Genomic DNA, 25,352 nt, shown 5'->3' with positions numbered 1-25,352 from the left:
CGGCTTGGCGGTTGTCACCGCCACGGCTGCCACAGCGGTTCTGACCTCCGCCTCCCCGGCGCAAGCTGCCGGCACCGGGACCGGCTACCTCCACACCAGCGGTAACAAGATCGTCGACTCCACGGGCGCCACCGTCCGGCTGACCGGTATCAACTGGTTCGGCATGGAGACCGACAACAAGACGTTCCACGGGCTCTGGTCGAGCAACCCCTGGCGCGGCCAGATCGACGTCATGGCGGGGCTCGGCTACAACACGCTGCGCATTCCGTTCTCCGATGATGCGCTCAAGGCCGGCGCGACCGCCACCAGCGTCAACGATTTCACCAACCCCGACCTGGCCGGTCTCGGGCCGCTCGAGATTCTGGACAAGGTCATCGGGTACGCGGGACAGAAAGGCATGCGGGTCATCCTCGACCGGCACCGCCCGACGGCCGCGGGGCAGAGTGCGCTCTGGTACACCGCCGGCGTGCCGGAGAGCACCTGGATCGCGAACTGGCAGATGCTGGCCCGGCGCTACGCGGGCAACACCACGGTGATCGGCGCGGATCTGCACAACGAGCCGCACGCCGAGGGCACCAACCCGAACGCGACGGGGTCCTGCTGGGGCTGCGGCGATCCGGCGCGGGACTGGCGGCTCGCCGCCGAGCGGGCCGGTAACGCGATCCTGTCGGTGCAGCCGAACTGGCTGATCTTCGTGGAGGGGGTGAGCTGCCCGAGCGGTGGCCTCTCCGACACCTGGGACAACGATCCCAGCAACGACGAGGACTGCGGCTGGTGGGGCGGCAACCTGTCGAAGGCGGGCGAGTTCCCGGTACGCCTGAGCGTGGCCAACCGTCTCGTCTACTCCCCGCACGAGTACGCGACGTCAGTCTTCCACCAGAAGTGGTTCGACGACCCGTCCTACCCGGCGAACATGCCGGCGATCTGGGACAAGTACTGGGGCTACCTCTACAAGCAGAACATCGCCCCGATCATGATGGGGGAATTCGGCACCACGCTGCAGAACCCGGTCGACAAGGTGTGGCTGGAAAAGCTCATGGCCTACACCGGTACCGGCGTCAACGGAATGTCGTTCACCTATTGGGCGTGGAATCCCAACTCCGGTGACACGGGCGGCATCGCGAACGACGACTGGACGACCGTCAACACCGCGAAACAGGCGATTCTCCAGCCGTACCTGATCGCCCCTGTTCCTGGAAGTGGCCCGGGCCCGTCGCCCAGCGCGAGCCAGAGTTCGAGCCCGGCGCCCGGTGGCGGAGGTGCCTGCACGGTGACCTACACGCAGAGCAATGCGTGGCAGGGTGGTTTCCAAGGGTCACTGCAGGTGAAGAACAGCGGCGGCGCGGCGGTCAGCCCCTGGCAGGTGACGTGGACCTGGCCGTCGGGGGTCACCCTCGGTAGTGGCTGGAATGCCACGGTCGTCCAGAGTGGAACGACGGTGACGGCTTCGGCGCCGTCCTATTCGCCGTCGCTCGCCGCGGGCAGTTCGGTCACGATCGGATTCACCGCGAACGGTACGGCGAACGCGCCGTCCGCCGTGAAGTTGAACGGGACGTCGTGCACCTGATTATCGGAAATCGTCATGCCGTTGTCATATATCCGAGTCTGAACCGCCAAGGCAGCGGCAAAGACTGCTGAGACCGTGCCCGGTGGCGGCGTTCCGGTTCGGGCGCCGCCACCAGGTACGGAGTCACTGTGATGCCATTCGACGACGGATCCCCGTTCCGCAGCGATCCGGACGTCCTGCTCACCTATCAGGTGATCGCCCGCATCGTCGGCAGCCCCGGCCTGCGCGGGGAGCGGATCACCGTCCGCGTGCAGAACCGGGTCGTGATCCTGCTCGGCACCGTCCGTTCCGCCGCCGCCCGGCTGGAGGCGGCGAGCCGGGCACGCGCCACGCCCGGGATCGAGGACGTCTGCGACCGCCTGGCCGGACCGGCCGCCCCGGAGCTCTTCGACGAGATGGTCGCCGGCCTGGAGCATCCGGCCGTGGTGGAGCCCGCTTGGACGTACGGTCACACGCTTGTCATGGTCGGCACCACGCTGACGCTCGCCGCGATGATCTGGCTGATGACCATCGCATAGGGGGAAATTCCTTCAGTGGTCCCGGGGCAGGCCGATACTCGCATCGTTCCCGGAAGATCACGGTCGCGCCGGGCCATGGAAGGCCATTTCTCGGAAGGATTCCTCCGCCCATGACCAAGGCAAACGAACGTGGTGTTCCGGTACGCGCCGATCTGTGGCGACCCGACGACGAACTGCTCAACAGCATCATCCAGAAGTGCATCGACGAGGCCTACCAGCGCTCACCCGGCGAGGGCAGCCCGGTCCTGGTCTCCGGCGGGCTGGTCCTGTCCACGCTCGCGGTGATCGTCGCCGTCGGCACCGGCAACGCGCTGCTGGCGGCCGGCATCGTCATCGCGCTCGGCGTCGCGGGCATCGGCTTCATCGCGATGCGGTCCGCTCCCGCCGTCATCGACCGCACGCAGGTCCTCGGTGTCACCGGCGGTCCCGGCAACCTGCCCGCCGGCTATCTCGTCCACCCGCCGGCCTGGGAGGCCGGCATGGAGGAGTACGTCTCCACCGTCTCGGACCGGCACCTGCGGGTCGCGGTCCGTCTCTGCCGGGAGTATCCCGGGGCGGTGTCCAGCCTGCTGCGCCTGGTCCGCCGGGCCGAGAAGCAGGTCGAGGCGAACGGCAAGGAGCTCACCGAGGCGGAGGTCTTCAAGATCGCTTCGCGGATGGTCAGCGAGCAGGCTGCCTACTCACCGACGCTGGCGCTGTCGCGCTGACGGGTGGTCCAGCTTCTTCTACGGTACGACCGGCAGCGGCCTCACGATGGTGGGGCCGCTGCCGTTTTCGGAGCCGGAGTCGCCCGCTGCCGCCGCGAGAGCGGAATGGGCCGCTGCCGCCGCGAGAGCGGAGTGGGCCGCTGCCGCCGCGGAGGCCGAAGCGCAGGACGGGCCCCGTGGCGGTTGTCAGCCGATCGGTGCCGTGGATTCCCGGGTGACCAGCCGGCCCGCGATCGTTTCCACGCCCGAGCCCGGATTTCCCTCCATCGCCGCCGACAGCCGCTGCGCCGCTATCCGCCCCAGCTGCTCCAGGTTGAGGTCGACGGTGGTCAGCGGCGGCCGCGCGTTGACAGCGAGGATGTTCCAGTTGTCGAAGCCGATCACCGCGACCTGACCCGGCACGTCGATGCGCTCCTCGTGGAGCACGTCCAGCACGCCGCGGGCTATCTCGTCCGACCCGGCGAAGATGGCGTCCACGTCCGGGCAGCGTTCCAGCAGCATGCGGGTCGCACCGCGGCCCCACGCCTCGGACCACATGCCGAACCAGACCTCGCCGCCGGCCAGTTCCAGGTTCTCCTCGGCCAGCCGGTCGAGGGCGCCCCGGGCACGGTCGTGGGCGGCGCCGTAGCCGGGGTCGCCGGTGATGTGGGCGATGCGCCGGCGGCCGCAGCGGATCAGGTGGTCGACGGCGAGCCGGCCGCCGCCGATGTTGTCGGTGACCAGGGACAGGTCGGCCGGGTCGTCGGACGGCGCGTAGGCGTAGACCACGGGCACCGGCAGGTCGCGGCCCAGTGACGGCCGGGTGTCGGGGCGCGCGCCCACGACGATGAGCCCGTCGACCCGGCGGGTCAGCAGCGCCCGCAGGTGGTGTTTCTCCCGGATGGTGTCGCCGCGCGCGTCGCAGAGGAAGACCGAGGTCTGGTCGGAGCCGAACGCGTCCTCGGCGCCCATCAGGATCGGGATGGAGAACCGGCCCTCGAGGTCGGACGTGAGCAGCCCGACGGTCCCGCTGCGCTGCGTGATCAGGCTCTGGGCGAAGGTGTTCGGCGAGAACGAGAGCTGCTCGGCCGCTTTGACGACCCGCGCCCTGGTCTCGGCACGGACCTGCGGCTGCCCGTTGAGCGCCTTGGACGCCGTCGCGACCGAGACGCCGGCCAGCCGCGCGACGTCACGCAAGGTGACTGTGCGGTGAGCCGCCACGCCGTTCGTTGCCTCCAAGCCCCGCCTCCGATCTCGACGATTCTCAGCCGGGCCATACCCGCCTGTCGAACCTCTTGACAAGAAAATCTCCACAGCATTACGTTTCTGAAAACGTTTTCGGCGACCGGTGCCGAATGATCTCTCGATGCGCTCGGTCCGGCGAAACCGTCCCTACCTGCTAATACCCGTGGCATAGCAGCAGCAAGCTTAGTACACGTGGCGGCAAGTCCGAAACATAAGCCCGAAACGACACACATGCCCGCGCGACGGTTCGCCTCCGCGCGGTTGAGGAGGAGCACAGTGAGGACACGGATATCCCGCGGCGTGCGCAGAGCGGTCGCCTCCCTGGCGGCGCTGGGACTCGTGGCGGCGTTGGCGGCATGCGGCTCCGACGACAAGGCCACCGGCTCGTCGGCGACCGTCACGGCGGAGGGCACCGACGACGGCTCGGAGCTGACCCTGTGGACCCGGGCGCCGCTCGAGTTGCAGGCCAAGGCGCTTGTCGACGCGTACAACAAGTCGCACAAGAACCAGGTGAAGCTCACGATCGTCCCGAACGACGACTACGTGGCGAAGGTCGGTGCGGCGGCCGGCAGCGGCAACCTGCCCGACCTGTTCGCCGCGGACATCGTCTACGTGCCGAACTGGACCAAGGCCGGGCTGTTCGCCGACCTGACCGAGCGGATCGGCCTGCTGCCGTACGCCGACAAGATCAACCAGGGGCACGTCACGGCCGGTACCTACAAGGACGCCAAGTACGTCCTGCCGTTCGTGCTGGACCTGTCGGTGATCTTCTACAACAAGGCGCTCTACAAGGAGGCGGGCCTGGACCCGGAGAAGGGCCCGACCACCCTCGACGAGTTCAAGGACCACGCGCTCGCGATCCAGAAGCTCGGCAAGAAGGACACCTACGGCACCTACTTCGGTGGCAACTGCGGCGGCTGCGGCGTCTTCACCTGGTTCCCGATGGTCTGGGCCAGTGGCGAGGAGGTCATGGACCCCGAGGGCACCAAGTCCCTGCTCGACGGCCCGGCCGCGCAGAAGGTCTACTCGACCTGGCGCGCGCTCCAGGACGGCGGGGCGATCGCTCCCGGCTCCAAGGACGAGACCGGTGCCACCTGGGTCGCCGCGTTCCAGCAGGGCAAGGTCGGCGTGATGCCGTACCCGGCGACGCTGCTGCCGACGGCCTCCAAGACGGTCGACGTCGGTGTCGTGCCGATCCCGGGCGCCACCGCGGGAACCGGCTCCACCTTCATCGGCGGTGACGGTGTCGGCATCTCCAAGGACTCGAAGAAGAGCGACCAGGCCTGGAACTTCATGGCCTGGCTCACCTCCGAGGCCGCACAGGTCGACGTGCTCGCCGCGGGCAACAGCACTGTCGCCCGGACCGACCTCGCCGACAACAAGTACTCGGCGAAGGACCCGCGGGTCGTCACGGTGAACAAGGTCGCGGCGTCGCCGCAGAGCAAGACCCCGTTCGCCGTCAACTTCCAGCAGGCCTTCAACGCACCGGGCAGCCCCTGGGTGACCCTCTTCCGCAACCAGGTCTACGGCGATCCCGGGACCCTCGCGAACGACAACGCCGCCATCACCGGCGTCCTCGGCCAGTAGCGCCGGAGCGGTGCCGGGGCCGACCGGCTCCGGCATCGCACGCCCTGCCTGCTCCACTGGAGGAACACCGCCCCATGCAATCCACGCCCACTCTCGCCTCGGCACCACCCGTTGTCCGGAGCCGCCGGCCGTACCGCCGCTCCCCCGCCCTGGCCGGGTGGGCGTACGCGACACCGACCTTGATCTTTGTCCTGATCTTCTTTGTGGTGCCGATCGTGCTGGTCGGCCGGATGTCGGTCTCCGACTGGGGACTGTTCGCCGGTAACCGGGGCGTCAACGTGCCGGAGAACTTCACCTCGGCGGTCGGCGACCGGCTGTTCTGGCCGGCGGTCTGGTTCACCGTCAAGTACACGGTGATCACCACCGTCATCCTGCTCGGCCTCGCGCTCGGCCTGGCCCTGCTGGTGCAGGAGTCCAATCGCTGGACCGGTTTCCTGCGTACCTCGTTCCTGGTGCCCAGCGCACTCGGCCTGGCCTCCGCCTCGCTGCTGTTCTACGCCCTCTACTCGCCGCAGAGCACCCCGCTCGGTTTCCTCGGCATCGACTCGTTCCTCGGCACCCCGGCGAGTGCGCTGTGGTCGACGGTCGCGCTGATCGTGTGGCGCTTCGCCGGTTTCTACATGCTCCTGCTGCTGGTGGGCCTGCAGGGCATACCGGGCGACGTCTACGAGGCGGCCCGGCTCGACGGCGCGAGCAGGTGGCAGACGTTTCGTCACGTCACCCTGCCGCTGCTGCGCTCCTCGCTGGCGCTGTGCACGATCCTCTGCGTCACCGGATCGATGCTGGCCTTCGACCAGTTCTACATCCTCACCAAGGGCGGCCCGGACAACAGCACGATCACCATCGTGCAGCTGGTCTACAACATGGCCTTCGGCGGTCAGAACGATCTCGGTCGCGCCGCCGCGCTGTCGATCCTGGTGCTCGCCGCCCTGCTGGTTGTCAACGTCCTGCAGTTCCGCGGCCTGCGCGACAAGGAGAGCTGAATGCGCCGGATGCCCTACCACGTGTTCACCGGTGCGCTCGCCGTACTCTTCCTGCTCCCGCTCTCCTGGGCCGCGGTGGCCTCGGTCAGCCCGCAGGCGGGCACCGCCCAGATCGACGGATGGGGTCTGGCCAACTACCAGACCCTGGCGAACTACCAGGCCGGGATCGTCCAGTACCTGTTCAACTCGACACTGGTGTCGGCGCTGACCGTCGGGTTCACGCTGGTTGTCTCGGTGCTCGGCGGGTACGCGTTCGCGATGTTCCGCTTCCCCGGCCGTAACGCCCTGTTCCTGCTCACCCTGGCCATCCTGATGGTCCCCTACGCCACCCTGCTGATCCCCCTCTACGTGCTGCTCAACGAGCTGGGCCTGCAGAACTCCCTGGTCGGGCTGGCGCTCGTGCTGGCCATGTTCCAACTGCCGTTCGCGACGTTCATGATGCGGATCTCGTTCGAGGCGATCCCCGCCGAACTGCGCGAGGCCGCCCTGATCGACGGCTGCGGCTCGGTACGCGCACTGCGGTACATCCTGCTCCCGGCCGTGAAACCGGGGCTGATCACGGTGGGCCTGTTCGCCTTCCTCGCCGCCTGGAACGACTTCATCACGCCGCTGGTGCTGATCAGCGACTCCGACAAGGTTCCTCTGCCGCTCGCCGTAGCCAACATGCGCCAGCAGGTCATGGGCATCGTCGACTACGGCGCGACGGAGGCGGGGGTGGTCGTGCTGGCGCTCCCCTGCCTCGTGCTCTTCCTCGCCCTCCAGCGGTACTACGTCCGCGGATTCATGTCCGGCGCTCTCAAAGGGTGATCCACACGTGACGATCAACGAAGCACAGACCACCGTCTCCGCGTACGACTGGAAGCGCCGTGGTGGCACCCCGGCCGCACCGAGTCACGGCCGGCTCCGGCCGCTGGGCCTGCGCGAGGTGACCCTGCGGCCCGGCTTCTGGCAGCGCCGCCAGGACGTCAACCGCACCGCCTCGCTGGCGCACATCGAACGCTGGCTGGACCGCGCCGGCTGGCTCGGCAACTTCGCCGGCATACCGCAGAACCGCCGGGGCCGCGAGTTCGCCGACAGCGAGATCTACAAGCTTCTCGAGGCGATGGCCTGGGAGTACGGGCGGACCCGCGACCCGCGCCTGGACGCCCGTTACCGGTCCATCGTCCGCCGTGTCGCAGCGGCCCAGGAGCCCGACGGTTACCTGAACACCAACTTCGGGCGGCCCGGCCAGCAGCCGCGGTACAGCGATCTGGAGTGGGGTCACGAGCTCTACTGCTACGGCCACCTCATCCAGGCCGGTGTGGCCCGCGCCCGCACGTTCGGCGACGACGAGCTGGTCGACGTGGCGGTCCGCGCCGCCGACCACGTCTGCGAGGTCTTCGGCCCCGACGGCCTGAACGCCGTCTGCGGCCACCCGGAGATCGAACCCGCCCTGGTCGAGCTGTACCGGGTGACCGGCGAGCCCAAGTACCTGGAGCAGGCCCGGCTCTTCGTCGAGCGCCGGGGGAACAAGACGCTCAGCGACATCGAGTTCGGCCGCGCCTACTTCCAGGACGACGTGCCGGTCCGCGCGGCCGAGGTGCTGCGCGGTCACGCGGTGCGGGCGACCTACCTGGCCGCGGGTGCGGTGGACGTGGCCGTGGAGACCGGGGACAACGAGCTGCTCGACGCGGTCACCCGGCAGTGGCAGGCAGCGGTCGCCCGGCGTACCTACGTCACCGGCGGCATGGGCTCGCGCCACCAGGACGAGGCGTTCGGCGACGACTTCATGCTGCCGCCGGACCGGGCGTACTCGGAGACCTGCGCGGGCGTCGGCTCGGTGATGCTCGCCTGGCGGCTGCTGCTGGCCGAGGGCGACGTACGGTACGCCGACCTGATCGAACGAACCCTGTTCAACGTCATCGCCACCTCGCCCTCCGACGACGGCACCCGGTTCTTCTACACCAACACGCTGCACCAGCGGGTTCTCGGCACCGAGCCGGCGGCCGACACGCTCGTGCCCCGGGCCGCGTCCACCCTGCGCGCGCCCTGGTTCGAGGTGTCCTGCTGCCCGACCAACCTGGCCCGCACCTTCGCCAGCCTCGCCGCCTACGTCGCCACCAGCGACGACGACGGTGTTCAGATCCACCAGTACGCCGCCGCGACGGTGCGCACGGCCCTGCCCGACGGCCGTCAGATCGGCCTGGAGATCGACACCGACTATCCGGTGAGCGGCAAGGTCACGGTCCGGGTCACCGAGGCCCCGGACAGCCCGTGGACCCTCACGCTGCGTATTCCGCGCTGGGCCGCGGGTGCCACCCTGGACGGCGTCGCTGTCGCTCCCGGTCACGTCCGCCTGCGGCGGCGTTTCCAGCCGGGCGAGGCCGTCGTGCTCGATCTGGCGGTCCGGCCCCGGCTGACTGCCGCCGATTCACGCATTGATTCCGTACGGGGATGCGTGGCGATCGAGCGCGGACCTGTCGTCTACTGCGTCGAGTCGGTGGACCTGCCGCCCTACGTACCGGTGGAGTCGCTGCGCCTCAATCCCGGAGTGTCACCTGTCGACGGGGACGGTGGTGTCGTGGTGGCCTGCCGGGTCACCTCGCTGCCGGACGAGGAGTGGCCCTACCCGCCACCCCCCGGGCGCGGCAGTGACGTGGACTCGCTGAACGTGACGCTCCGGCCATACCACGACTGGGCCGGCCGTGGCCCGTCGACGATGCGGGTCTGGCTCCCGTCGACCGTCCAATAGTGCTTTTGGCGAAAAGCGGTTGGGGAGGGCGAGGACGGGTATCCAGATCCCGTATCAATCTGACGTGGAGGTGCGAGATGGCGTTCGACGACAAGGTTGACAACAAGGCCGAGGAAGTCGGCGGCAAGGTCAAGGAAGGCGTTGGCAAGGCCACCGACGACGAGCGTCTCGAGGCCGAGGGCAAGGCTGACCAGAGCACCTCGAACCTCAAGCAGGCCGGCGAGAAGATCAAGGACGCTTTCAAGTCCTGATCGTGCTTCTTCAGGCCGGGCCGGGTTCCCTCAGGGGAGTCCGGCCCGGCCTGTTTGTGCTGATCAGCGCAGACCGGTGAACAGATCGTCCTCACGGTCGGGTGAGCCGGTGGTGTCCTTGACCCGGACGTAGCACTCGGTGCCCATGACCTTGGCGAACGTCTCCCGGCCGAGGCCGATGAAGAAGGCGCCGTCGCTCTGGCTGGCGTGGGCGGCGAGCGCGTCGAATTTCTGGTCGAGGACCGCTGACACGTCGACCCAGGCGGTGATCTCCTCGTCCGGCCAGCCCATCGGCGGCATGTCGGCCGGATCCGGGCCGTCCAGGCCGATGCCCATCTCCCGCATCCGCTCGCCGACCTGCCGCATCGCCGACTGCGGAAGCGCACTCCAGTAGACCTTCGCCGGGCTGTCCGCCAGGGCGACAGCGGCCATCGTGACCCGGTGCACCTGGATGTGATCGGGGTGGCCGTATCCGCCGTTCTCGTCGTAGGTGACCACGACGTCCGGCCGGTACTCGCGGATCAGGGCGGCCAGCTTCTCCGCGGCTTCCGCCACCGGGGCCGCCCAGAACGCTCGCGGCGCCTGGTTGCTGTCCCAGCCCATCATCCCGGAGTCGTGATAGCCGAGCATCTCCAGGTGGGAGACCTTCAGTGTGGCGCAGCTGGTCTCCAGCTCACGCCGCCGGATCGCCACGACCGCCTCCGGATCGTGGCCGGGCTCCCCCGGCTTGACGCCGTCCGGACCGTCACCGCAGCGGCCGTCCGTGCACGTCACGACGACCGTGGTGATCCCCTCGGCCGCATACCGGGCGAGCACACCGCCGGTGCTGCTCGCCTCGTCGTCCGGATGGGCGTGCACAGCCATCAGGGTCAAAGGGCGCTCACTCATGAGATCACCCTATGCCGGTGACCGGAAACCGTCGGCGGAATGGGGCCGTACCACTGATCCACAAGCGACGGCGCGGCGCTATCGTTTGGCGCGTGGATGACGCGACCGCCGCCCTCCGGGGGATCGACCCGAACGAGGCGCACCCAGCCCGCCGTTACAACTACTGGCTCGGCGGCAAGGACAACTTCGCCGCGGACCGGGCCTCCGGGGACGAGCTCCAGCGGCACTTCCCCAAAGTGCGCCTCGGCGCGCTGGCCAACCGGGCGCTGCTCCAGCGGGCCACCCGCTTCCTCGCCGAGGAGGCCGGCATCCGGCAGTTCCTCGACATCGGCACCGGCCTGCCGACCGCCGACAACACCCACGAGGTCGCCCAGCGGTACGCGCCGGAGAGCCGCATCGTGTATGTGGACAACGATCCGCTGGTCATGGTCCACGCCCGGGCCCTGCTCAACAGCAGCCCCGAGGGGCGCACAGCGTATGTCGAAGCCGACCTCAACGACCCGGAGGCGATCCTCGCCCACCCGGTGCTGCACGAGACGCTCGACATGAAGCAGCCGGTCGGCCTGATGCTGATCGCCGTCCTGCACTTCATCCACGGCAACGGCGCGGCCGAGCCGATCGTGCGGCGCCTGCTCGAGGAGTTGCCGCCGGGCAGCTACCTGGTCGCCACCCACGCCACGTCCGACTTCGGCACCCCCGAGCAGCAGGCGCTCTACCAGCAGCTCATCGCGTCCGGCCGGTCCGACGTGTGGACCCGCAGCAGGGAGGAGTTCACCGACCTCTTCGCCGGCCTGGAGCTGGTCGAGCCCGGCGTGGTGCCGGCCAGCGAGTGGCGGCCGGAGCCGGGCGCGGAGATCCCCGTGCGCTCCGACATCAACATCTGGACCGCGGTGGGCCGCAAGCCCTGATCAATCGTTGCGCATAATGCACACGTGACCCACGCTGATCTGACCCTGGCTGCCTGGCTGGACCTCTCCGACGACGCTGCCGGGCGGGTCGCCGCTGTCATCGCGGCCGGCGCCGGTGCGAGCCTGGCAGGTATCGCCGCGCACGAATACCACGGACGGCGCGGGCGAACCGCGTTCTTCGACCGGGACGGGATCCGCTTCGCGCTGGTGCCGGGCGGGACCGCACGGGCCGGGTATGACGCGAGCCGTTTCGTGCCCACCGACCGGCAGGCGGCTGACTTCGCGAAGGCGGCGGCCGAGTGGGGAATCGACGTTCCGCTCGGCGAATACGTCGACAGGGTCACGTCACCGGCTCGCGAAGTGGTCCTGCCGGCGCTGCTCGTGGCGGTCCGGGCCGAACCGGCCGAGTCGCTGGTGTCCGACGACTCGGGCGACGACTACGACTGGATGGTGGCCGGGCTGGCGAGCCGCGGGCTGCGGCCGCCGGCACCTGACGAATGGGAGTACGCGTGCGGCGCCGGCGCGACGACCCTGTTCCGGTGGGGCGACGACTATCCGGAGGGCGAGCCGTACGGCGACGTACCGCTGCTCAAGGCGCCGAATCTGTTCGGCCTGGTGATCGGCGACGACCCGTACAACAGCGAGTTCACCACCGACCCGGAAGTGCTGTGCGGCGGTGACGGCGGGTCGGCGCTCTGCGGTGGGTCCGGCGACTTCCTCAGCTGGCTGAGCCTGGCGACCGCCTTCCGCGAGCCGGAGCTGGCCGAGACTGTCGCCGAGGGCGAGCTGACCGTCGAGACCCCGGTGCGCCCGGTGGTACCGGTCCCCTGATCCTTTTCTGGCCGAACGGCCAGGTCACGCGGGCTGACCAGGCAGGCTTCACCCCGGCGCCGTGACCGGGACGGTTCATCGCCGTTGAGCGGTACGTCCGTAAAGTCACGTTTAGGGGTAACCATGCACCTCGCCTTCCGCCCCCTGTCAGCGCTCGCCGCCGGCCTCATCCTCGCCGCTGCGGCCCCGGCCGCTCCCGCGCTGGCAACTCCCGAGCCGCCCCGCGATCTGGTCCTCACCACGGCCGCGCCTGCCACTGCGACTCGCCCGGCCGGCTCGGCGCCGCGCCGGGTCACGCCCGTGCGCATGGTGCTGAACGCCTCCGCCACCACCGTCAACCGGGGCGCCGTGGTCACATTCAGCGGCCGGGTGTGGCAGGCGCCGACCGGCAACCAGGCACCCGTCTACTTCTACTTCCAGAAGCGCGGCACCACCGCCTGGACCGCGGCCGGGTCGGTGCGGGCGAACAGCCGGGGCCAATACACCAAGACGGTACGGGCGACCACCACCGGCACCTGGAAAGCCGCCTACCGCGGCACCGCCACCCGCGCCGCGACGGCACGGGGCCGCCTGGTCAACGTGCTCGGCACCGTTCCCCGCCAGATCGCCGCCTACAGCAACCCGGCCACCAACTGGCAGAGCCCCCGCCTGAAGATCTCCACGGTGGACTACCGCGCGGTGGCCACCTACCGCTGCGCCAACACCGGCCACCTGTTCCTGACCTGGAACGGCGACAACTTCGGCTACGAGTCCGCCAACTCGTCCCAGGCCTCCGGCACCGTCACCCTCAACGGTCACCGCGGCGCCCGCTCCGGCTACTTCGACGTCTCCACCTGGCTCGACTGCACCTGGTCCCTCAAGGTCTACGCCGGAACCGTCCGAGTCCTCGTCTGACCCGGGCGCGCGGTCACGAGACGGACCTGGCGCCCTCGAGTCTGGCCTGGGCCAGGAGGGTTTCCAGGCGCCGGCGGCGGTGACGGCGCAGGGCGCGCAGCGTCAGGGTGAGCGCGATCAGACCGGCGGCCGGCAGGAGTTGCGGTAGCGGCAGGACCCATGTGGTGACGGTCGCTCGGGGCATGCTGTCGGCGGGGGTGAAGTGGATGGTGGTCCGCACCCGGCCGAAGCCCCAGACGCCGTCGACGCGGGTGGTGAGGGCGCGGGTGCCGCCGGGCAGCAGTTCGCCGACCGGGGTGGTGGCCGACGCGCCGAACAGGTCGCTGACCTCGGCCTCGGCTTGCAGGTCGAGGCGCACGTTGCCAGTGTTGGCGGCCGTGTAGGAGAGCAGGACGGCGCCGGGGCGCAGCGGGTTCCAGGAGCGTTCGTAATTCACGGTGACGCCGGTGGTGGTCAGTGCGGGTTGCAGGGTGCCGGAGGCGCGGAGGAGGACGCGGAAACCAACGCGGCTCTCCACCTGGACGGTGCCCTGCGTGCCGGCGATGGAGGCGGCGATGCCCGCGGGATGATCGCCGGGGAGGGCGTCGTCCGGCACGGTGATGGTGAACGGGACCACCTCGGTCTTCCGCGGGCCGACCTCGACGGTGTCCTGGACGGTGATCCAGGTGCCTCCATCGGTGGAGCGCTGGTCCGACGGCAGCATGTTGAAGCGACCTTTGTCGGTCAGGTACCCGTCGGCGGCTTTGAGGGTGAAGACCGCGGCGGTGTCACCGAAGTTGCGGACCGCCAGGTGCTCGGTGATGACCTGGCCGGGGTCGAGGGTGTGCTCGATCCAGCGGCGGCCGTCCGGGCCACCGGCCGCGGCCGGCTGAACAGTCCAGGTGACGGACGCCGGAGCAGCCACCGGAACGGATGCGGAGGTGGGCGCCGCCGCCGGGATCGCCAGGGCCACGCAAGCCAGGATGCCTGCGACTTGAGAGATCATCGGCGCGCTCCAAGGACGGCGGCGTGCGGGGCCGCGGAACGGCCCCGCACGCGAGCGACTATTCGAACAGGGACAGGGTCAGGGTGGCGCGGTAGGAGCCGGCGGCCACGTCGGCGGGGGTACGGAGGTTGAGGCCGGCGTTGACGGTGTAGGAGCCGCCGGTCACCTCCGCGGAGTCGTAGGTGGACATCAGCAGCTCCTGATCGACCAGACCGACATTGTTGCCCGGCTGGGTCTCCTCGTCGAGAACGGTCACCACCTCTTCGCCCTCGCTGACCAGTCCGGTGTCGCCGCCGTCGAGCAGGCGGGGCTTCCAGCCGAGGTGGCCGGCGCTGATCGGTGCCTGGCCGGTGGTGCCGGTGAAGTCGCTCGAGCTGCCGAGAACGGCCCAGCTCGACCCGGCGGGAATCTCCTCGAGGGTGCGGGTGTCGGTCACGGTGACCGTCGGCAGGGTGCCGGAGAACTGGCGTACCAGCAGGTCGGAGCCGTTCTCCTGGAGAGCGACGGCACCGGCGGCGACGGTCAGCGCAAGGACACCCGGCTCCTTGATCTCGGTGATGTCGACGGTGACCTCGACCTCCGCCTCACCGGGATCAGCCAGCGCGGCGGCCGGGAACGCGGTGGCGGCGAGGAAGGAGCACACGACGGCGCTCGGCAATCTTCTGATCATTTTCAGGCTCCACAGCTCAGGGCGGGGTAATCGGTAACGGTCCCGTTGGCCGAGGCGGTGCCGGACGGCACCGAGGCGGCACGGACGGGGAAGGACTGATAGGCGCTGGCGCCGGGCGCGACTGCGGGAAAGACCTTCTTCCCGTACGCGGAAACCAGCTCGACATCGCGCGGCACCCGGTCGTCGTTACGGGCCGTGACAGCGAGATAGGCCTTCCCCGCGATGCATCGGGGCTGTGCGGTGACGGCCAGCGCTGCCGTCTCCGCGGCGAACACCCGCCACTCGCTGATCGCCACCGCGGAATACGTGGTCCCGTTCCCGTCGGCGGTGATCGTGGCGCGCAGCCGCGACGTGGTGATCGGGTCGAAGGTGACCGTGTTGAAGGCTGTCGTGCTGGTCCCGTACGTCGCGGCGATGTCGTGCCAGGCCTCGCCGTCCCAGTGCTGGAGCTTCCAGCCGTCGGGGGCGGCGACACCGTCACCGGTGCCCGGATCGGAGTCACGCCAGAACTTGAGTTCCGCTCCGGTGAGGCGAATCGGGCGGGTCCAGTCGTACTGCACCCACTGGGTGGCCGGGCGGGTGCCGGACCAGGTGCCCCAGAGCTGCCCCTGCGCCGGTGCGGCCGGGTCGGCGTCGTCGTTGAGCGCGGCGACGCTGTTCCAGCCGGCGGTGTAGGAGGCGGTCGGTACGGCGATCGGGGCGACGTTGCCGGTGAGCGGGCCGGACAGGTCGGCGGGGATGACCACCGACTTGGCGGTCTCGGTGTTGCCGGCCCGGTCGACGCCGCGGAAGGTGACGGTGTGCTTGGCGGCGTCCGGAGCGGTGATCGGGCCGGTGTAGGTGGTCCACGGGCCGGCGCCGATCGTGTACTCGATCCGGTCGACACCCGAGGTGGCGTCGGCGGCGACCACCGTGACCCGGCGATCCGCGACGGTGCCGGTGCTGGCCGGGGTGGTGGCGTCGATGGCGATGTCGAGCGCTTGCGGCGACGACGGGTTGCCGGCCCGGTCGGTCGCCGTGGCGGTGACGGTGTGGTGGCCGTCGCCGGTGACCGTCACGTCGGTGGAGCGGACGGACTCGACAGTGGTGGCGGCGGTGTCGTCCACCCGAGTCGTGATGGCGAGCCGGCCTCCGCGATCATCCGCGCCGGTCACCCGTACCCTCACGGTTGATCGGAACCACCCGGCTGCCCCCGCCGAACCACTCGGCGTGAGCACGACGGACGGTGGGGTCTGATCGCCCTCGGTGTCGCCCGGCGAGATCACGGTGACCGTCGCGGTCAGCCTCCCCGCCGCATAGCCGAGGACGCTGCCACCGGCGGTGAAGGTGCCCGGAGCGGCCACGTCCGCGGCGGTGACCGGGTCCCAGAGGACCGGGACCCGCAACGTCTCGCTGCCGAAGGTCACCGGGACGGTGCCGGGCAGGTCGGTCTCGCCCACCTCGACGGTGATCGCCGGCGCGGTGACGGTCTGCGGCTGGGCCGCCAGCACCTTCCACTCCTCGACGGCAACCGCCGAGTAGGTGCTGCCGTTGGTCGAGGCGTCGAGAACGGCCCTGACCTGCGTGGTCGTCACCGCGTCGAAGGTGGTGTCCTGGAAGCCCTGCGTGCCGGTCGGATAGGCGCTCGGGTTGGGCACGTCCCGCCACTGGCCGTCCCAGTACTGGATCCTCCATTTCGCGGGTGCCGCCACGCCGGCGCCGGTGCCCTGCGGCTGGTCGTTCCAGAACTCGATCTGCGAGCCGGTGATCCGCATCGGCTGGTCCCAGGTGTACTGGATCCACTGCTGGGGCGGGTTGCTACCGGTCCAGGTGCCCCACATGTCCGGTGGCAGCGGGTTGGCGCGCACGATCTCGTCGTTGAGCGCCTTCACCCAGTACTGCGTGGGCACCGGCTCGTTGGAGACGGTGACCTTGGCGGCCTGGGCGATGTTGGCCCGCGGGGTGCGGTCGGCCTGCTTGACCGGGGTCCGCACCACCTGCTTGATCCGCGGCGGGCTCTGCGTGTCGTCCCACTCGACCTTGTCGATCGCCACCGACCTGCGGAAATGTCCGCCACCGGCGGCGTCGGCGGTGTGGTAGGCGATGTACCACTGCCCGTTGAACTCGAGAATCCCCGGATGGCTGGTCGTGGACGAGACCGGGGTGAGGACGGTGCCCCGGTAGGTCCACGGGCCGGTGGGGCTGCTCGCGGTCGCGTAGGCGATGCACGCGTGGTAGTTCGCCGGGGTGCAGGCCGAGGTGGGTCCGGCGTTGTTACCCGCGTACGCCAGGTAGTAGGTGCCGTTGCGCTTGAACAGCCAGGGCGCCTCGAAATAGCCGGTGAGCCCGCTGACGCTCTGCTGCGTGCCGACCGGCGTCTTCATGTCGGCCTGGAACTCCAGCATGCGCAGCTGGCCGAAGGTGCCCCAGTAGACGAAGACGCGCCGGCCCTCGATCAGGATGGTCGGGTCGATGTTCTCGATCGTGTTGGCGGTCGGCGTGCGCTGGGAGATCAGCGGGCCGCCGATGTGGTCGGTCCACGGCCCGGTCGGTGTGGCCGAGACGGCCACGCCGATGGCGAACTTGTTGGCGGCGGTGGAATCGCGCTCGCTGACCGGGACGTACCAGTAGTAGCGGCCGTCGGGACCCTGAACGACCTGCCCGGCGTAGGCGCGGCCGGGTGTCGCCCAGGAGAAGACGTTCTCCGGGCGCATGAGTGACGGGTAGTGGGTCCACTCTCCCGTCGCCGGATCGGTGGTCTTGAAGGCGCCCCACTCGTTCATGATGAAGTCGTTGACGGCGGGTCCGGCCTCGTCGTGGCCCGTGTAGATGTAGAGCTCGTCGCCGACGACCAGGGGTGCGGGGTCGGCGGAGTAGTAGGAGCCGTCGGCGAGGATGGGATTGGAGTTCGGCTCGGCTGCCCGGGCCGGCGCGGCGGGTGCTGTTACCAGCAACCCGGCCGCGACCAGCCCGGCGACCGCTGTCCTGAGCAGTCTCAAGGGTTTCTCCGGTTATCCGCAGTTGATCGCTGCGTAAGGCGCTTTCAGTGCGGCGCCGCCTGCCTCGACCGTGGCCTCGCCTGCGGCGATGGCCGTGGCCCGGCTGTTGAAGGACTGGTAGGCGGACTTGCCGGGCTGCACGCCGGTCACTCTCTTGCTTCCGTACGGCGTAAGCAGCTCGATCGTCAGCGGATCGGCACCGACGTTCTTCCCGGTGACGGCGACGTACGCCTTTCCGGCGGTGCACTGCGACCGTGCCGTGGCTTCGATTTCCCGCGGGCTGCCCGCACCCACGGTGACCGTTGCCGTGGCGGTCTTGTCGGTGCCGGCGACCTGGCCGATCACCTCGAAGGTGCCCTCGGCCGCGTACTTCGCCGGGTCGATCGGCGCCCAGGTGACACCGATGCCGCTCTGCCGGGAGCCGTCGTTGTAGCCGACGGTGACTCCCGTGGGCAGGATGGGTGCGACACCGGCCCGGGTGGTGACCGCGACCGGGTCGACCGTGTTGATCTGCACCGGGGCACTGCCGCGCACCCACACGTGGGCGGAGGCGGTCAGCGTGGTCCCGGCGACGAAACCGGAGACCCGGAAGTCGCCGACCTCGGCGACCCGGCCCGGGTCGATCGCGCTCCAGGCGACCGCGACCGGCAGCCTGGTGCCGTCGGCGTAGGTGACCTCGACGGTCGCCGGCAGCGACGGCACGACACCGACGGGAGTACGCGCGTCGACCGGCTGGATCGAGCTCGCCGGCGCGGCGAAGACCCGCCATTCGGAGACGCCGACCGCCGAGTACGCCGTACCGGCCGCGTTGGGCAGCCCGTTGAACGTGGCCCGCAGCCTGGTCGTGGTGACCGGGTCGAACGAGACCTCGTTGGTGCGGCCGCGGACGGCCGGGTCGAAGCCGGTCGCCCCGGTCACGTCCTGCCAGGCGGTGCCGTCCCAGTACTGCACCTTCCAGGACTTCGGTACCGCGACGCCGCTGCCGCCCGTGGTGCTGTCCGACCAGAAGTCGATCGACGCCCGGTCCACGCGGACGCTTGACGGGAAGTCGTACTGGAGCCAGCGGGTGGCCGGCTCGTTACCGGTCCAGGTGCCCCACAGGTCGGTCTGAGACCCGCCGGTGAACAGTGGCGGTTTGCCGTCGTTCACCGCGTTGACGTTGTTCCAGCCGGCGGAGAAGCTCGCCGAGGCAGCCGCTGTGGTGGCGACGTTGATCTCGCCTTCGGTGAGGGCTGTCGCGTCAACCACGACGTCCTTCGTGGAGCCGGCGACGGTCAGGCGCAACGTGTAGCGGCCGGGCTTGGTGAACCGGGCGATCGTGGTGGGTGCGCTCGCCGGGTCGAAGGCGGCCGCTCCGCCGTCCGGCGCGTCGACGACCGACCAGGTGGAGGTGAGCGGGGTTCCCGGGTTGCCGTCGTCCTGGGCCAGGCCGATCAGGCGTACCGAGCCGGTCTGGTTGTAGGTGGAGTCGACCCAGGCGTCGGCCAGCGGTGCGGCGTGGCGCGGATCGGGGGCGGGCACTCCCGTACCGAATGCCTGGATCTCCTTGATGCCCGTTTTCGCTGTGGCGCTGTGCTGGGCGGTGATCCGCAGCTTGGTAGCCGTGACCTCGGGGAACCTGACCCGGTTGAGGTTGCCCTGCGGATAGGCGGGGAACCTGCTCTGACCGGGAACGGTCGCCCAGCCGGAGCCGTTGTCGTACTCCACGGTGAACTGGGCGGGCGGTGCGTAGCCCTGGACCGTGGCGGTCGTCGAGGTGTTGTAGAAGTACACCCGTACGTCATCGATCTTCTTCTGACCCTCGAGGTCGACGACGATCGAGTCGGTGGGATTCGGTGAGCCGGCGGTGCCCCAGAACGGCTCGTTGATCGTGGTGCCGTTGACCGCGCCGGCCGGACCGCGACCGGAGGCGGAGAAGGTGGCGGTGACCGGCCGGCCCTCGGCGGCGTTCGCGGCGACGTCGACGCCGGCCTTGTCCAGAACGTCGGTGATCCGCGCGCCGGCGGCGAACACGACGTCCTGCGGTGCTTTCAGATCCTTCGGCGCGGCGTTGCTGATCTGCACGCCGGAGGGTGCCGTGACCTGGCCGGTCGCCGGGTCGTAGACGAGCTCGGCGAGCTTGTCCGCGGTGAAGGCGAGCTGCCCGTCCAGGTAGACCGAGTAGCCCTCGGGTACGTCCGTGCCGTAGTGGCGCTCGCCGCCGGGGGCGTCCCAGACGACGCTCAGGTCCCGGTCGCGATAGCGGATGTTGTTGGCGGTGAAGTGGTCCCAGCCGATGTCGATCGGGTTCAGCTCGACCTTCGCGTCGTCGCGGGGGCGCAGGCCCATCGCGTCCTCGATGACGGTGAAGTTCGTGGCGCCGAGGATCGTGTGGTGAATCCACGAGCGGTAACCGATGCTCTGGTTCGCCGCGGAACCGTCCGCCCAGAACTCGTTCTGGTCCGGGTACCGGTTGTCGCCGTTGTTCTGGTAGTGCGCCCAGGCGTTCCAGTACAGCAGCTTCTTGTACCACTCGGCGTTCAGATACTGCGTCGGATAGTTCCGCAGCACCGAGGAGAGCATCCGGAACGTCACCGTCGAGTTGATCACCGAGAAGTTGTTGCTGCCCGGGTCACCCTGCGCCGCGGCGGCGGCCTTGTCGGCCTGGTTCGCTGTGGTGAACGGGAAGATCGGGTACTGGGTGTCGTCGGCGAACAGCCGCAGCGCTTCCCGGTACTCGGGGCTGTCCGGCATCAGCCCGACCGTGAACGGGTAGTAGTTGTTGATCTCTTTCCACGGCACCAGCGCGTTGCCGGGGACGTTGCGGTGCTTCAGCAGGTTGCCGTAGAGGCCCATCTCGTCGGGCGTCTCGCGGGCCGGCTCCCACAGGTACTCCAGGACCGCGGCCCGGATCCGCTCGGCGAAGGCGTCCATCTCCGCGGCCTTCGCCGTGTTGCCGGCGGTACGGTACGCGGCCGCGGCGGCCTTGGCGTTGGAGAAGAGGTAGGCGTTCTCCGTACGGTCCATGTTCTGGTTCTTGCGCCAGTCGAACGACACCGCGTCGGCGTCGTTGCCGGTCATCGCGCCCCAGCTGTACTCGATCAGCCCGTTGCCGTCGAAGTCGTAGGCGTCCAGCAGGCCCTCGACGTCGTACTCCGCGTACTCGCCGAGGTTCTCCGCGACCGCCTTCGGCCCGCCGTGCAGCTGGTACGACCGCCAGGCCGCCTCCGAGATGTACTGCGTGTAGCTGTTGGACCAGTTCGCCGGGTCACCCGGGTTGTCCACGTACTTCGCGCTCTTCGACGTCTCCCCCGCCGAGATCCACGGCCCGTACGAGTAGCTCGGATCGCGGAAATACTTGAGGTCGTCGACGAACATGCCGACGGTCAGGACGATCGCGTTGTTGTAACCGAGCACGCCCTCCATCGACGTCGGGAACTGGTAGTCGTTACCCGGGATATCGGCGTCGAGGAAGTTGTACCGCATCAGCCACCAGCGGTAGAACAGCGTCTTGTCGATGTTGTCCTCGGGCGTGTCCAGATAGGGCACGTTCTGCGCCCACCACCGGTTGTACGCCGTGACCTGCTCGGAGAAGGCGGCGGCGGGGGCCAGGCCGCGGAACTTCTCGTACTCCGCGGCCGACGCGGGGACCTCACGGGCCAGGAAACCGAGTTGCACCTTGGTGCGGACCGCGCCGGAGGCGGGAACCGCGATCGTCTGGCGCAGCGTGCCCTCGGCCGGGGTGAAACCGTCGCCGGAGAAGCGCGGGAACAGGTCGGTGAGCTTGTTGAAGGCGCGGACGGCGCCGGTGAGCTCTCCGTTGCTGTCGTTGACCGTACGCGCGAACGGTGAGCTCGCGGTGAGCGTGACATCCTTGGCGGCGCCGTTGGTGCTGGACACCTCGAGGTTGGTGACCGCAACGTTGGCGTCGGTGATGAACTTCGTCTGCACGACCCGCAGCCCGGCGGCGGCGTTGGTGAACACCCCGCGCCAGTAGCTGGGCGTCTGCTTGCGCTGTGCGGCATCCTCGGTGAGCGTGATGTCGGCGCCGCCCGCCGAAGCCGTGATCGTGTAGGCGCCCTGGCCACCGGCGATCGACTCGATGTAGGCGACCTCGCCGCCGAAGCCCAGCGTGGCCGGCTGGTGCGTCTTCATGAAGACGGCGCGGCCGCGGCTGAACAGGTACTGGTTGGCGTCGCCGTTCGAGCCGCCGGGCTGGTTGCCGGTGCGGGCGAGCATCCGGTCGATCCAGAAGTCCTGGTCGGAGCTGCTGCCCGCGCCGTTCGCCTGGTCGGCGTCGAAGATGGCCTGGAGCTGGTTGCGGGGGTGGTAGCCGGTGCGCTCGTCCGGGACGGGGTCGGAGCTGCCGGTGAAGACGGGGTACGGGGTGGCGGCGTTCGGTGCTGCCTTGGCTGCTGCTCTTTCGGCGTTCGGTGCGGCCTTGGCTTCGGCGTTCGGTGCGGCCTTGGCGGCCTTGGCGGCGTTTGGGGCCGCCTCGGCGGCGTTTGATGTGGTCAGCAGGCCGGCGAGCATCAGCACGGTGGCCAGGGTGGCCTTGTGGGATATCGGTATCGCTGGCGTTGTCACGAGCGGACGCCTTCCTTGGGGTCGAATCGCCGCTCGGTGGACTCGCGGCGGACGGTGGGGGCCACGGCGTCTCAGGCGGGGCGCCCCGTGCGCCCGTCCCGAGCGATCAACGAAAACCTTTTCGGGAATCCTGGCAGCGCGTCATGATCGTGTCAACACGTTCGTTTCCGCAGGTTGGATACAGATCTACAGTGACTGTCCGACGTAGTCGGACATCCCGGACCGAAACGCGTTCAGGGAAACCCGCACCCTGCCGAATTTCCTTACGTGGGCCCGGTTCGCTCGAAGACCGTCCTGACGGCTCGCATCGCCGCCGGGACCGCGGCCGTTGCGGTGCTCGGCATCGCCGTGGCGGCGGCGGCCGGCTGGACGAGTGCGGTTGTCGTCTCCGGGTCGATGGAGCCGTCGATCCGCGCGGGTGATGTGGTGGTGGCCGCACCGATCGCGGGACGGCGGATCGAGGTGGGGCAGGCGGTAATCGGGAACAACCCGGAGAGGCCAGGCCGCCTCCTGCTCCACCGAGTGATCGGGCGCCATCCGGACGGAACGCTGACAACCAAGGGCGACGCGAACGGGTTTGCGGACCCCATGCCCATGCCGGTCTCGTCGGTGCGGGGACTACCCCGCTTAGTGATCCCGTACGCCGGACTGCCCGTGCTCTGGCAGCAGAACGGCCACTACGACCGGCTCGCCCTGCTGACCGGCCTCACGATCCTGGCGTTCCGTGGGCTCACATACTGTGTCCGCCGTGGTGGTCGATCACCACGGTCAACATGCGGGCGAGTTCGGCACGCTCCGCCGCGGACAACGGGGCGAAGATCCCGTTCTCGACGCCGGCGAGCACTTCATCGAGCCGGCGGAGCTGTAGCCGCCCCGCATCGGTGAGGCTGACTACATTCCGGCGCCGGTCGGCCGGATCTGGTGAGCGCTCCACGTTGCCCTGCTCGGCCAGTTCGTTGATGACGGCCACGAGGTCACTACGGTAGATACGGGTCCGGTTGCTCAACTCAGCCTGACTAGCCGGACCGAACTCGTCGAGGGTGGCCAGCACCGCGTAGTGCCATTTACGCGCGCCCGCCCGACCCAACTCCTCATTGACCAGCCGATCCGAGTGCAGCGCGGCCAGAGACAGCAGCCGGGTCCGCAAGTCAGTCAGCCGCTTCGCACCCTCCACCCCCCAAGTCTACCAATTACGTTAGTCCCCCTAACAATCTCTCCCCTCGACCCCCTCTACCCCCTCTGCCCCTCCCCGCTCACGCCCAGCCGAGCAAACCAGCTGGCGCTCAGCGGTGCCTCCAAGCCCGCAAACCCCCGCTCACGCCCAGCCGAGCAAACCAGCTGGCGCTCAGCGGTGCCTCCAGGCCCGCAAACCCCCGCTCACGGCCAGCTGGGTAGGCGCGGGAGTACGCCTAACGGGTACGTCGGTTGACCCGGCCGGTGATACTTGCCGCGGCGCCCGGGGTGGCCGGGCCGGAGGAGCAGGAGTTCGATGATGCAGGCGCCGACGCCCGACGTTCCGGGCCAGACCAGCGGCGGGCCTGCCACACCGAGCGCACCGGCTGCCGGTTCGGTACAGGTACCCGCAGCTCCGGCGACCGGCTCAGCACGAGTACCAACGGCGCCGGCCGCGACCGCCGGCTCAGCACAGGCGCCAACGCCTCCGCCCGTTGCCGCGGCCGGCTCGGCGCAAGTGCCGACAGCGCCGGCTTCCGCGGCCGGCTCGGCGCAAGTGCCGACAGCGCCGGCTTCCGCGGCCGGCTCGGCGAAAGTGCCTGTGGCTGGGGCGTCCGGCGCGTCTGCTCCGGCGGCCGGTGCTGTCTACGGGAGTTCCAAGCCGGCGCCTAAATCGCGTCGCACCCTCTTGGCATCGCTGATCGCAGTGCTCGTACTAGCGGGCCTGCTCGGCACCGGGTCTGCTGTGCAGCTGACGCGGGATAATCCGGCGGCCACGCTCACCACGTCGATCGGTAGCACGCTTCGGGTTCCGGGGAAGCCGGCGACCATGCCGTGGCCGGGTGAGGGCTCTGCCGAGCTGATGATCGAAGGGCTGGGGCGGCTCGGGGGTTCGGGTGGTGGGCCGGCGAAGGCGATCGGCAGCGTTGCGAAGGTGATGACCGCTTTTGTCATTCTGCAGGAGCATCCGCTCAACGGGAATCAGGAGGGGCCGGAGCTCACCGTTTCCGCGGAGGACGTGGCTGACTACGAGAGGCGTAAGGCGACCGGGCAGTCCCTGGTGCATGTCGTGGAGGGCGAGGAGCTCACTCAGCGTGACGCTCTTGAGGCCCTGATGCTGCCGTCGGCCAACAACATCGCCCACCAGCTGGCTATCTGGGACGCCGGGAGCGAGGAGGCGTTCGTCGACAAGATGAACGACGCCGCCGACGAGCTGGGGCTCGCGAACACCCACTACAGCGACCCGAGCGGTTTCCTGCCGACCACCATCAGTACCGCCGCCGATCAGGTCATTCTCGGTCGGGCGGCGCTGAAGATGCCGGTGTTCGCGGAGATCGTCGAGCTGCCGGACGCGACCATCCCGGTGGCCGGGCAGATCAACAACTACAACGACCTGCTGGGTGAGAGCGGGGTCTTCGGGATCAAGACGGGCTCCACCGACCAGGCGGGCGGGTGTCTGCTCTTCGCCTCCCGGGTCAAGGTGGGCTCGCGCACGCTGATTCTGGTCGGTGCGGTGTTCAACCAGCCGGGAGCCAACACGCCGGAGCAGCTCGCCGCGACCAACCGGGTGGTGCGCAAGCTGCTGACGGCGGTGCGCAAGACCGTTAAGGAATATCAGCTTCTGGCGGCGGCGCCGGCCGGGAAGGTGGAGACCGAGTGGGGTGCCACCGCCACCGTCAGCCCGGCAACGCCGCTCAAGGTGGTCGGGTGGCCGGGCCTGTCAGTTCCGGTCAAGGTCGAGACCACTCCGCCGGCTGCGGGGATCGCCGCCGGGCAGGAGGTCGGCACGGTCGAGGCATCTGGCGTACGGGTGAAACTGCGCACCGACGCCGCCGCCCCCGAACCGTCCCTGTGGTGGAAACTCACCCGGTTCTGAACGGCCAAGGGCAGG

At 69.4% G+C, this 25,352-nt stretch carries 19 protein-coding genes and 1 pseudogene; 13 read left to right on the top strand and 7 right to left on the bottom strand.

Going from position 1 to position 25,352, the window contains the following annotated elements:
* The first annotated feature begins 4 nt into the window (after nt 1-4).
* The 3 genes from ACFQV6_RS34760 to ACFQV6_RS34750 all read left to right on the top strand — a co-directional run bounded on the left by ACFQV6_RS34760 (nt 5) and on the right by ACFQV6_RS34750 (nt 2,792).
* On the top strand, nt 5-1,567 hold the full coding sequence (locus tag ACFQV6_RS34760) for a cellulase family glycosylhydrolase (protein ID WP_378031907.1): 1,563 nt from the start codon (nt 5-7) through the stop codon (nt 1,565-1,567).
* 131 nt (nt 1,568-1,698) lie between these two features.
* Nucleotides 1,699-2,085, top strand: coding sequence for a BON domain-containing protein (locus tag ACFQV6_RS34755; RefSeq protein ID WP_378031906.1), 387 nt, complete (start codon nt 1,699-1,701; stop codon nt 2,083-2,085).
* A gap of 110 nt (nt 2,086-2,195) precedes the next feature.
* Nucleotides 2,196-2,792, top strand: a complete 597-nt coding sequence (locus ACFQV6_RS34750; RefSeq protein ID WP_378031905.1) for a hypothetical protein — start codon at nt 2,196-2,198, stop codon at nt 2,790-2,792.
* A gap of 186 nt (nt 2,793-2,978) precedes the next feature.
* Here the strand turns inward: ACFQV6_RS34750 and ACFQV6_RS34745 are convergent, their stop codons facing one another.
* Nucleotides 2,979-4,010 (bottom strand): LacI family DNA-binding transcriptional regulator, encoded by a 1,032-nt coding sequence (locus ACFQV6_RS34745; protein ID WP_378031904.1) that lies wholly within the window; start codon nt 4,008-4,010, stop codon nt 2,979-2,981.
* A gap of 282 nt (nt 4,011-4,292) precedes the next feature.
* Here ACFQV6_RS34745 and ACFQV6_RS34740 point away from each other — a divergent pair, with 282 nt between their 5' ends.
* The 5 genes from ACFQV6_RS34740 (at nt 4,293) to ACFQV6_RS34720 (ending at nt 9,568) form a co-directional block, all read left to right on the top strand.
* A complete protein-coding gene (locus ACFQV6_RS34740) occupies nt 4,293-5,603 on the top strand; it encodes an ABC transporter substrate-binding protein (RefSeq protein ID WP_378031903.1) in 1,311 nt (436 codons plus the stop codon).
* Between the two features lie 74 nt (nt 5,604-5,677).
* On the top strand, nt 5,678-6,586 hold the full coding sequence (locus tag ACFQV6_RS34735) for a carbohydrate ABC transporter permease (RefSeq protein WP_378031902.1): 909 nt from the start codon (nt 5,678-5,680) through the stop codon (nt 6,584-6,586).
* Nucleotides 6,587-7,393, top strand: a complete 807-nt coding sequence (locus ACFQV6_RS34730) for a carbohydrate ABC transporter permease (RefSeq protein WP_378031901.1) — start codon at nt 6,587-6,589, stop codon at nt 7,391-7,393.
* Nucleotides 7,394-7,400: 7 nt separating this feature from the next.
* On the top strand, nt 7,401-9,317 hold the full coding sequence (locus tag ACFQV6_RS34725; protein WP_378031900.1) for a glycoside hydrolase family 127 protein: 1,917 nt from the start codon (nt 7,401-7,403) through the stop codon (nt 9,315-9,317).
* Nucleotides 9,318-9,394: 77 nt separating this feature from the next.
* Nucleotides 9,395-9,568 carry a CsbD family protein gene (locus ACFQV6_RS34720; protein WP_378031899.1) on the top strand — a complete coding sequence of 58 codons (174 nt, stop codon included), beginning with the start codon at nt 9,395-9,397 and terminating at the stop codon, nt 9,566-9,568.
* A 63-nt stretch (nt 9,569-9,631) separates the two neighbouring features.
* Here ACFQV6_RS34720 and ACFQV6_RS34715 read toward each other — a convergent pair whose 3' ends face one another.
* Complete coding sequence (locus ACFQV6_RS34715) at nt 9,632-10,456, bottom strand: PIG-L family deacetylase (protein ID WP_378031898.1); 825 nt, start codon at nt 10,454-10,456, stop codon at nt 9,632-9,634.
* 92 nt (nt 10,457-10,548) lie between these two features.
* On the opposite strand from ACFQV6_RS34715, the gene ACFQV6_RS34710 reads away from it, so the two are divergent.
* From ACFQV6_RS34710 to ACFQV6_RS34700, 3 genes are all read left to right on the top strand, one after another.
* Nucleotides 10,549-11,364 carry an SAM-dependent methyltransferase gene (locus ACFQV6_RS34710; RefSeq protein WP_378031897.1) on the top strand — a complete coding sequence of 272 codons (816 nt, stop codon included), beginning with the start codon at nt 10,549-10,551 and terminating at the stop codon, nt 11,362-11,364.
* A gap of 24 nt (nt 11,365-11,388) precedes the next feature.
* Nucleotides 11,389-12,195 carry a hypothetical protein gene (locus ACFQV6_RS34705; protein WP_378031896.1) on the top strand — a complete coding sequence of 269 codons (807 nt, stop codon included), beginning with the start codon at nt 11,389-11,391 and terminating at the stop codon, nt 12,193-12,195.
* A gap of 123 nt (nt 12,196-12,318) precedes the next feature.
* On the top strand, nt 12,319-13,089 hold the full coding sequence (locus ACFQV6_RS34700; protein WP_378031895.1) for a hypothetical protein: 771 nt from the start codon (nt 12,319-12,321) through the stop codon (nt 13,087-13,089).
* Between the two features lie 13 nt (nt 13,090-13,102).
* Here ACFQV6_RS34700 and ACFQV6_RS34695 read toward each other — a convergent pair whose 3' ends face one another.
* From ACFQV6_RS34695 to ACFQV6_RS34680, 4 genes are read right to left on the bottom strand one after another with little or no spacing between them, the layout of a single operon-like run.
* The gene (locus ACFQV6_RS34695; RefSeq protein ID WP_378031894.1) at nt 13,103-14,074 is read right to left on the bottom strand and encodes a hypothetical protein; all 972 of its coding nucleotides are present in this window, start codon (nt 14,072-14,074) and stop codon (nt 13,103-13,105) included.
* A gap of 58 nt (nt 14,075-14,132) precedes the next feature.
* The gene (locus tag ACFQV6_RS34690) at nt 14,133-14,744 is read right to left on the bottom strand and encodes a hypothetical protein (protein ID WP_378031893.1); all 612 of its coding nucleotides are present in this window, start codon (nt 14,742-14,744) and stop codon (nt 14,133-14,135) included.
* A gap of 2 nt (nt 14,745-14,746) precedes the next feature.
* Nucleotides 14,747-17,722, bottom strand: a complete 2,976-nt coding sequence (locus tag ACFQV6_RS34685; RefSeq protein ID WP_378031892.1) for a family 43 glycosylhydrolase — start codon at nt 17,720-17,722, stop codon at nt 14,747-14,749.
* Nucleotides 17,723-17,734: 12 nt separating this feature from the next.
* Nucleotides 17,735-22,288, bottom strand: coding sequence for an Ig-like domain-containing protein (locus ACFQV6_RS34680; RefSeq protein WP_378031891.1), 4,554 nt, complete (start codon nt 22,286-22,288; stop codon nt 17,735-17,737).
* A 267-nt stretch (nt 22,289-22,555) separates the two neighbouring features.
* On the opposite strand from ACFQV6_RS34680, the pseudogene ACFQV6_RS34675 reads away from it, so the two are divergent.
* Nucleotides 22,556-22,915 (top strand): annotated as a pseudogene (locus tag ACFQV6_RS34675) (signal peptidase I); the annotation flags it as partial.
* Nucleotides 22,916-23,018: 103 nt separating this feature from the next.
* On the opposite strand, the gene ACFQV6_RS34670 reads toward ACFQV6_RS34675, so the two are convergent.
* The gene (locus tag ACFQV6_RS34670) at nt 23,019-23,462 is read right to left on the bottom strand and encodes a MarR family winged helix-turn-helix transcriptional regulator (RefSeq protein ID WP_378031890.1); all 444 of its coding nucleotides are present in this window, start codon (nt 23,460-23,462) and stop codon (nt 23,019-23,021) included.
* A 705-nt stretch (nt 23,463-24,167) separates the two neighbouring features.
* On the opposite strand from ACFQV6_RS34670, the gene ACFQV6_RS34665 reads away from it, so the two are divergent.
* A complete protein-coding gene (locus tag ACFQV6_RS34665; protein WP_378031889.1) occupies nt 24,168-25,337 on the top strand; it encodes a D-alanyl-D-alanine carboxypeptidase family protein in 1,170 nt (389 codons plus the stop codon).
* The last annotated feature ends 15 nt before the right edge of the window (nt 25,338-25,352 follow it).

The sequence above is a fragment of the Actinoplanes sp. GCM10030250 genome (assembly GCF_042666575.1).
Lineage (GTDB): Bacteria > Actinomycetota > Actinomycetes > Mycobacteriales > Micromonosporaceae > Actinoplanes.
The sequence above is the reverse complement of the archived record's forward strand: the minus strand, read 5'-3'. Positions and strand labels throughout refer to the sequence as shown.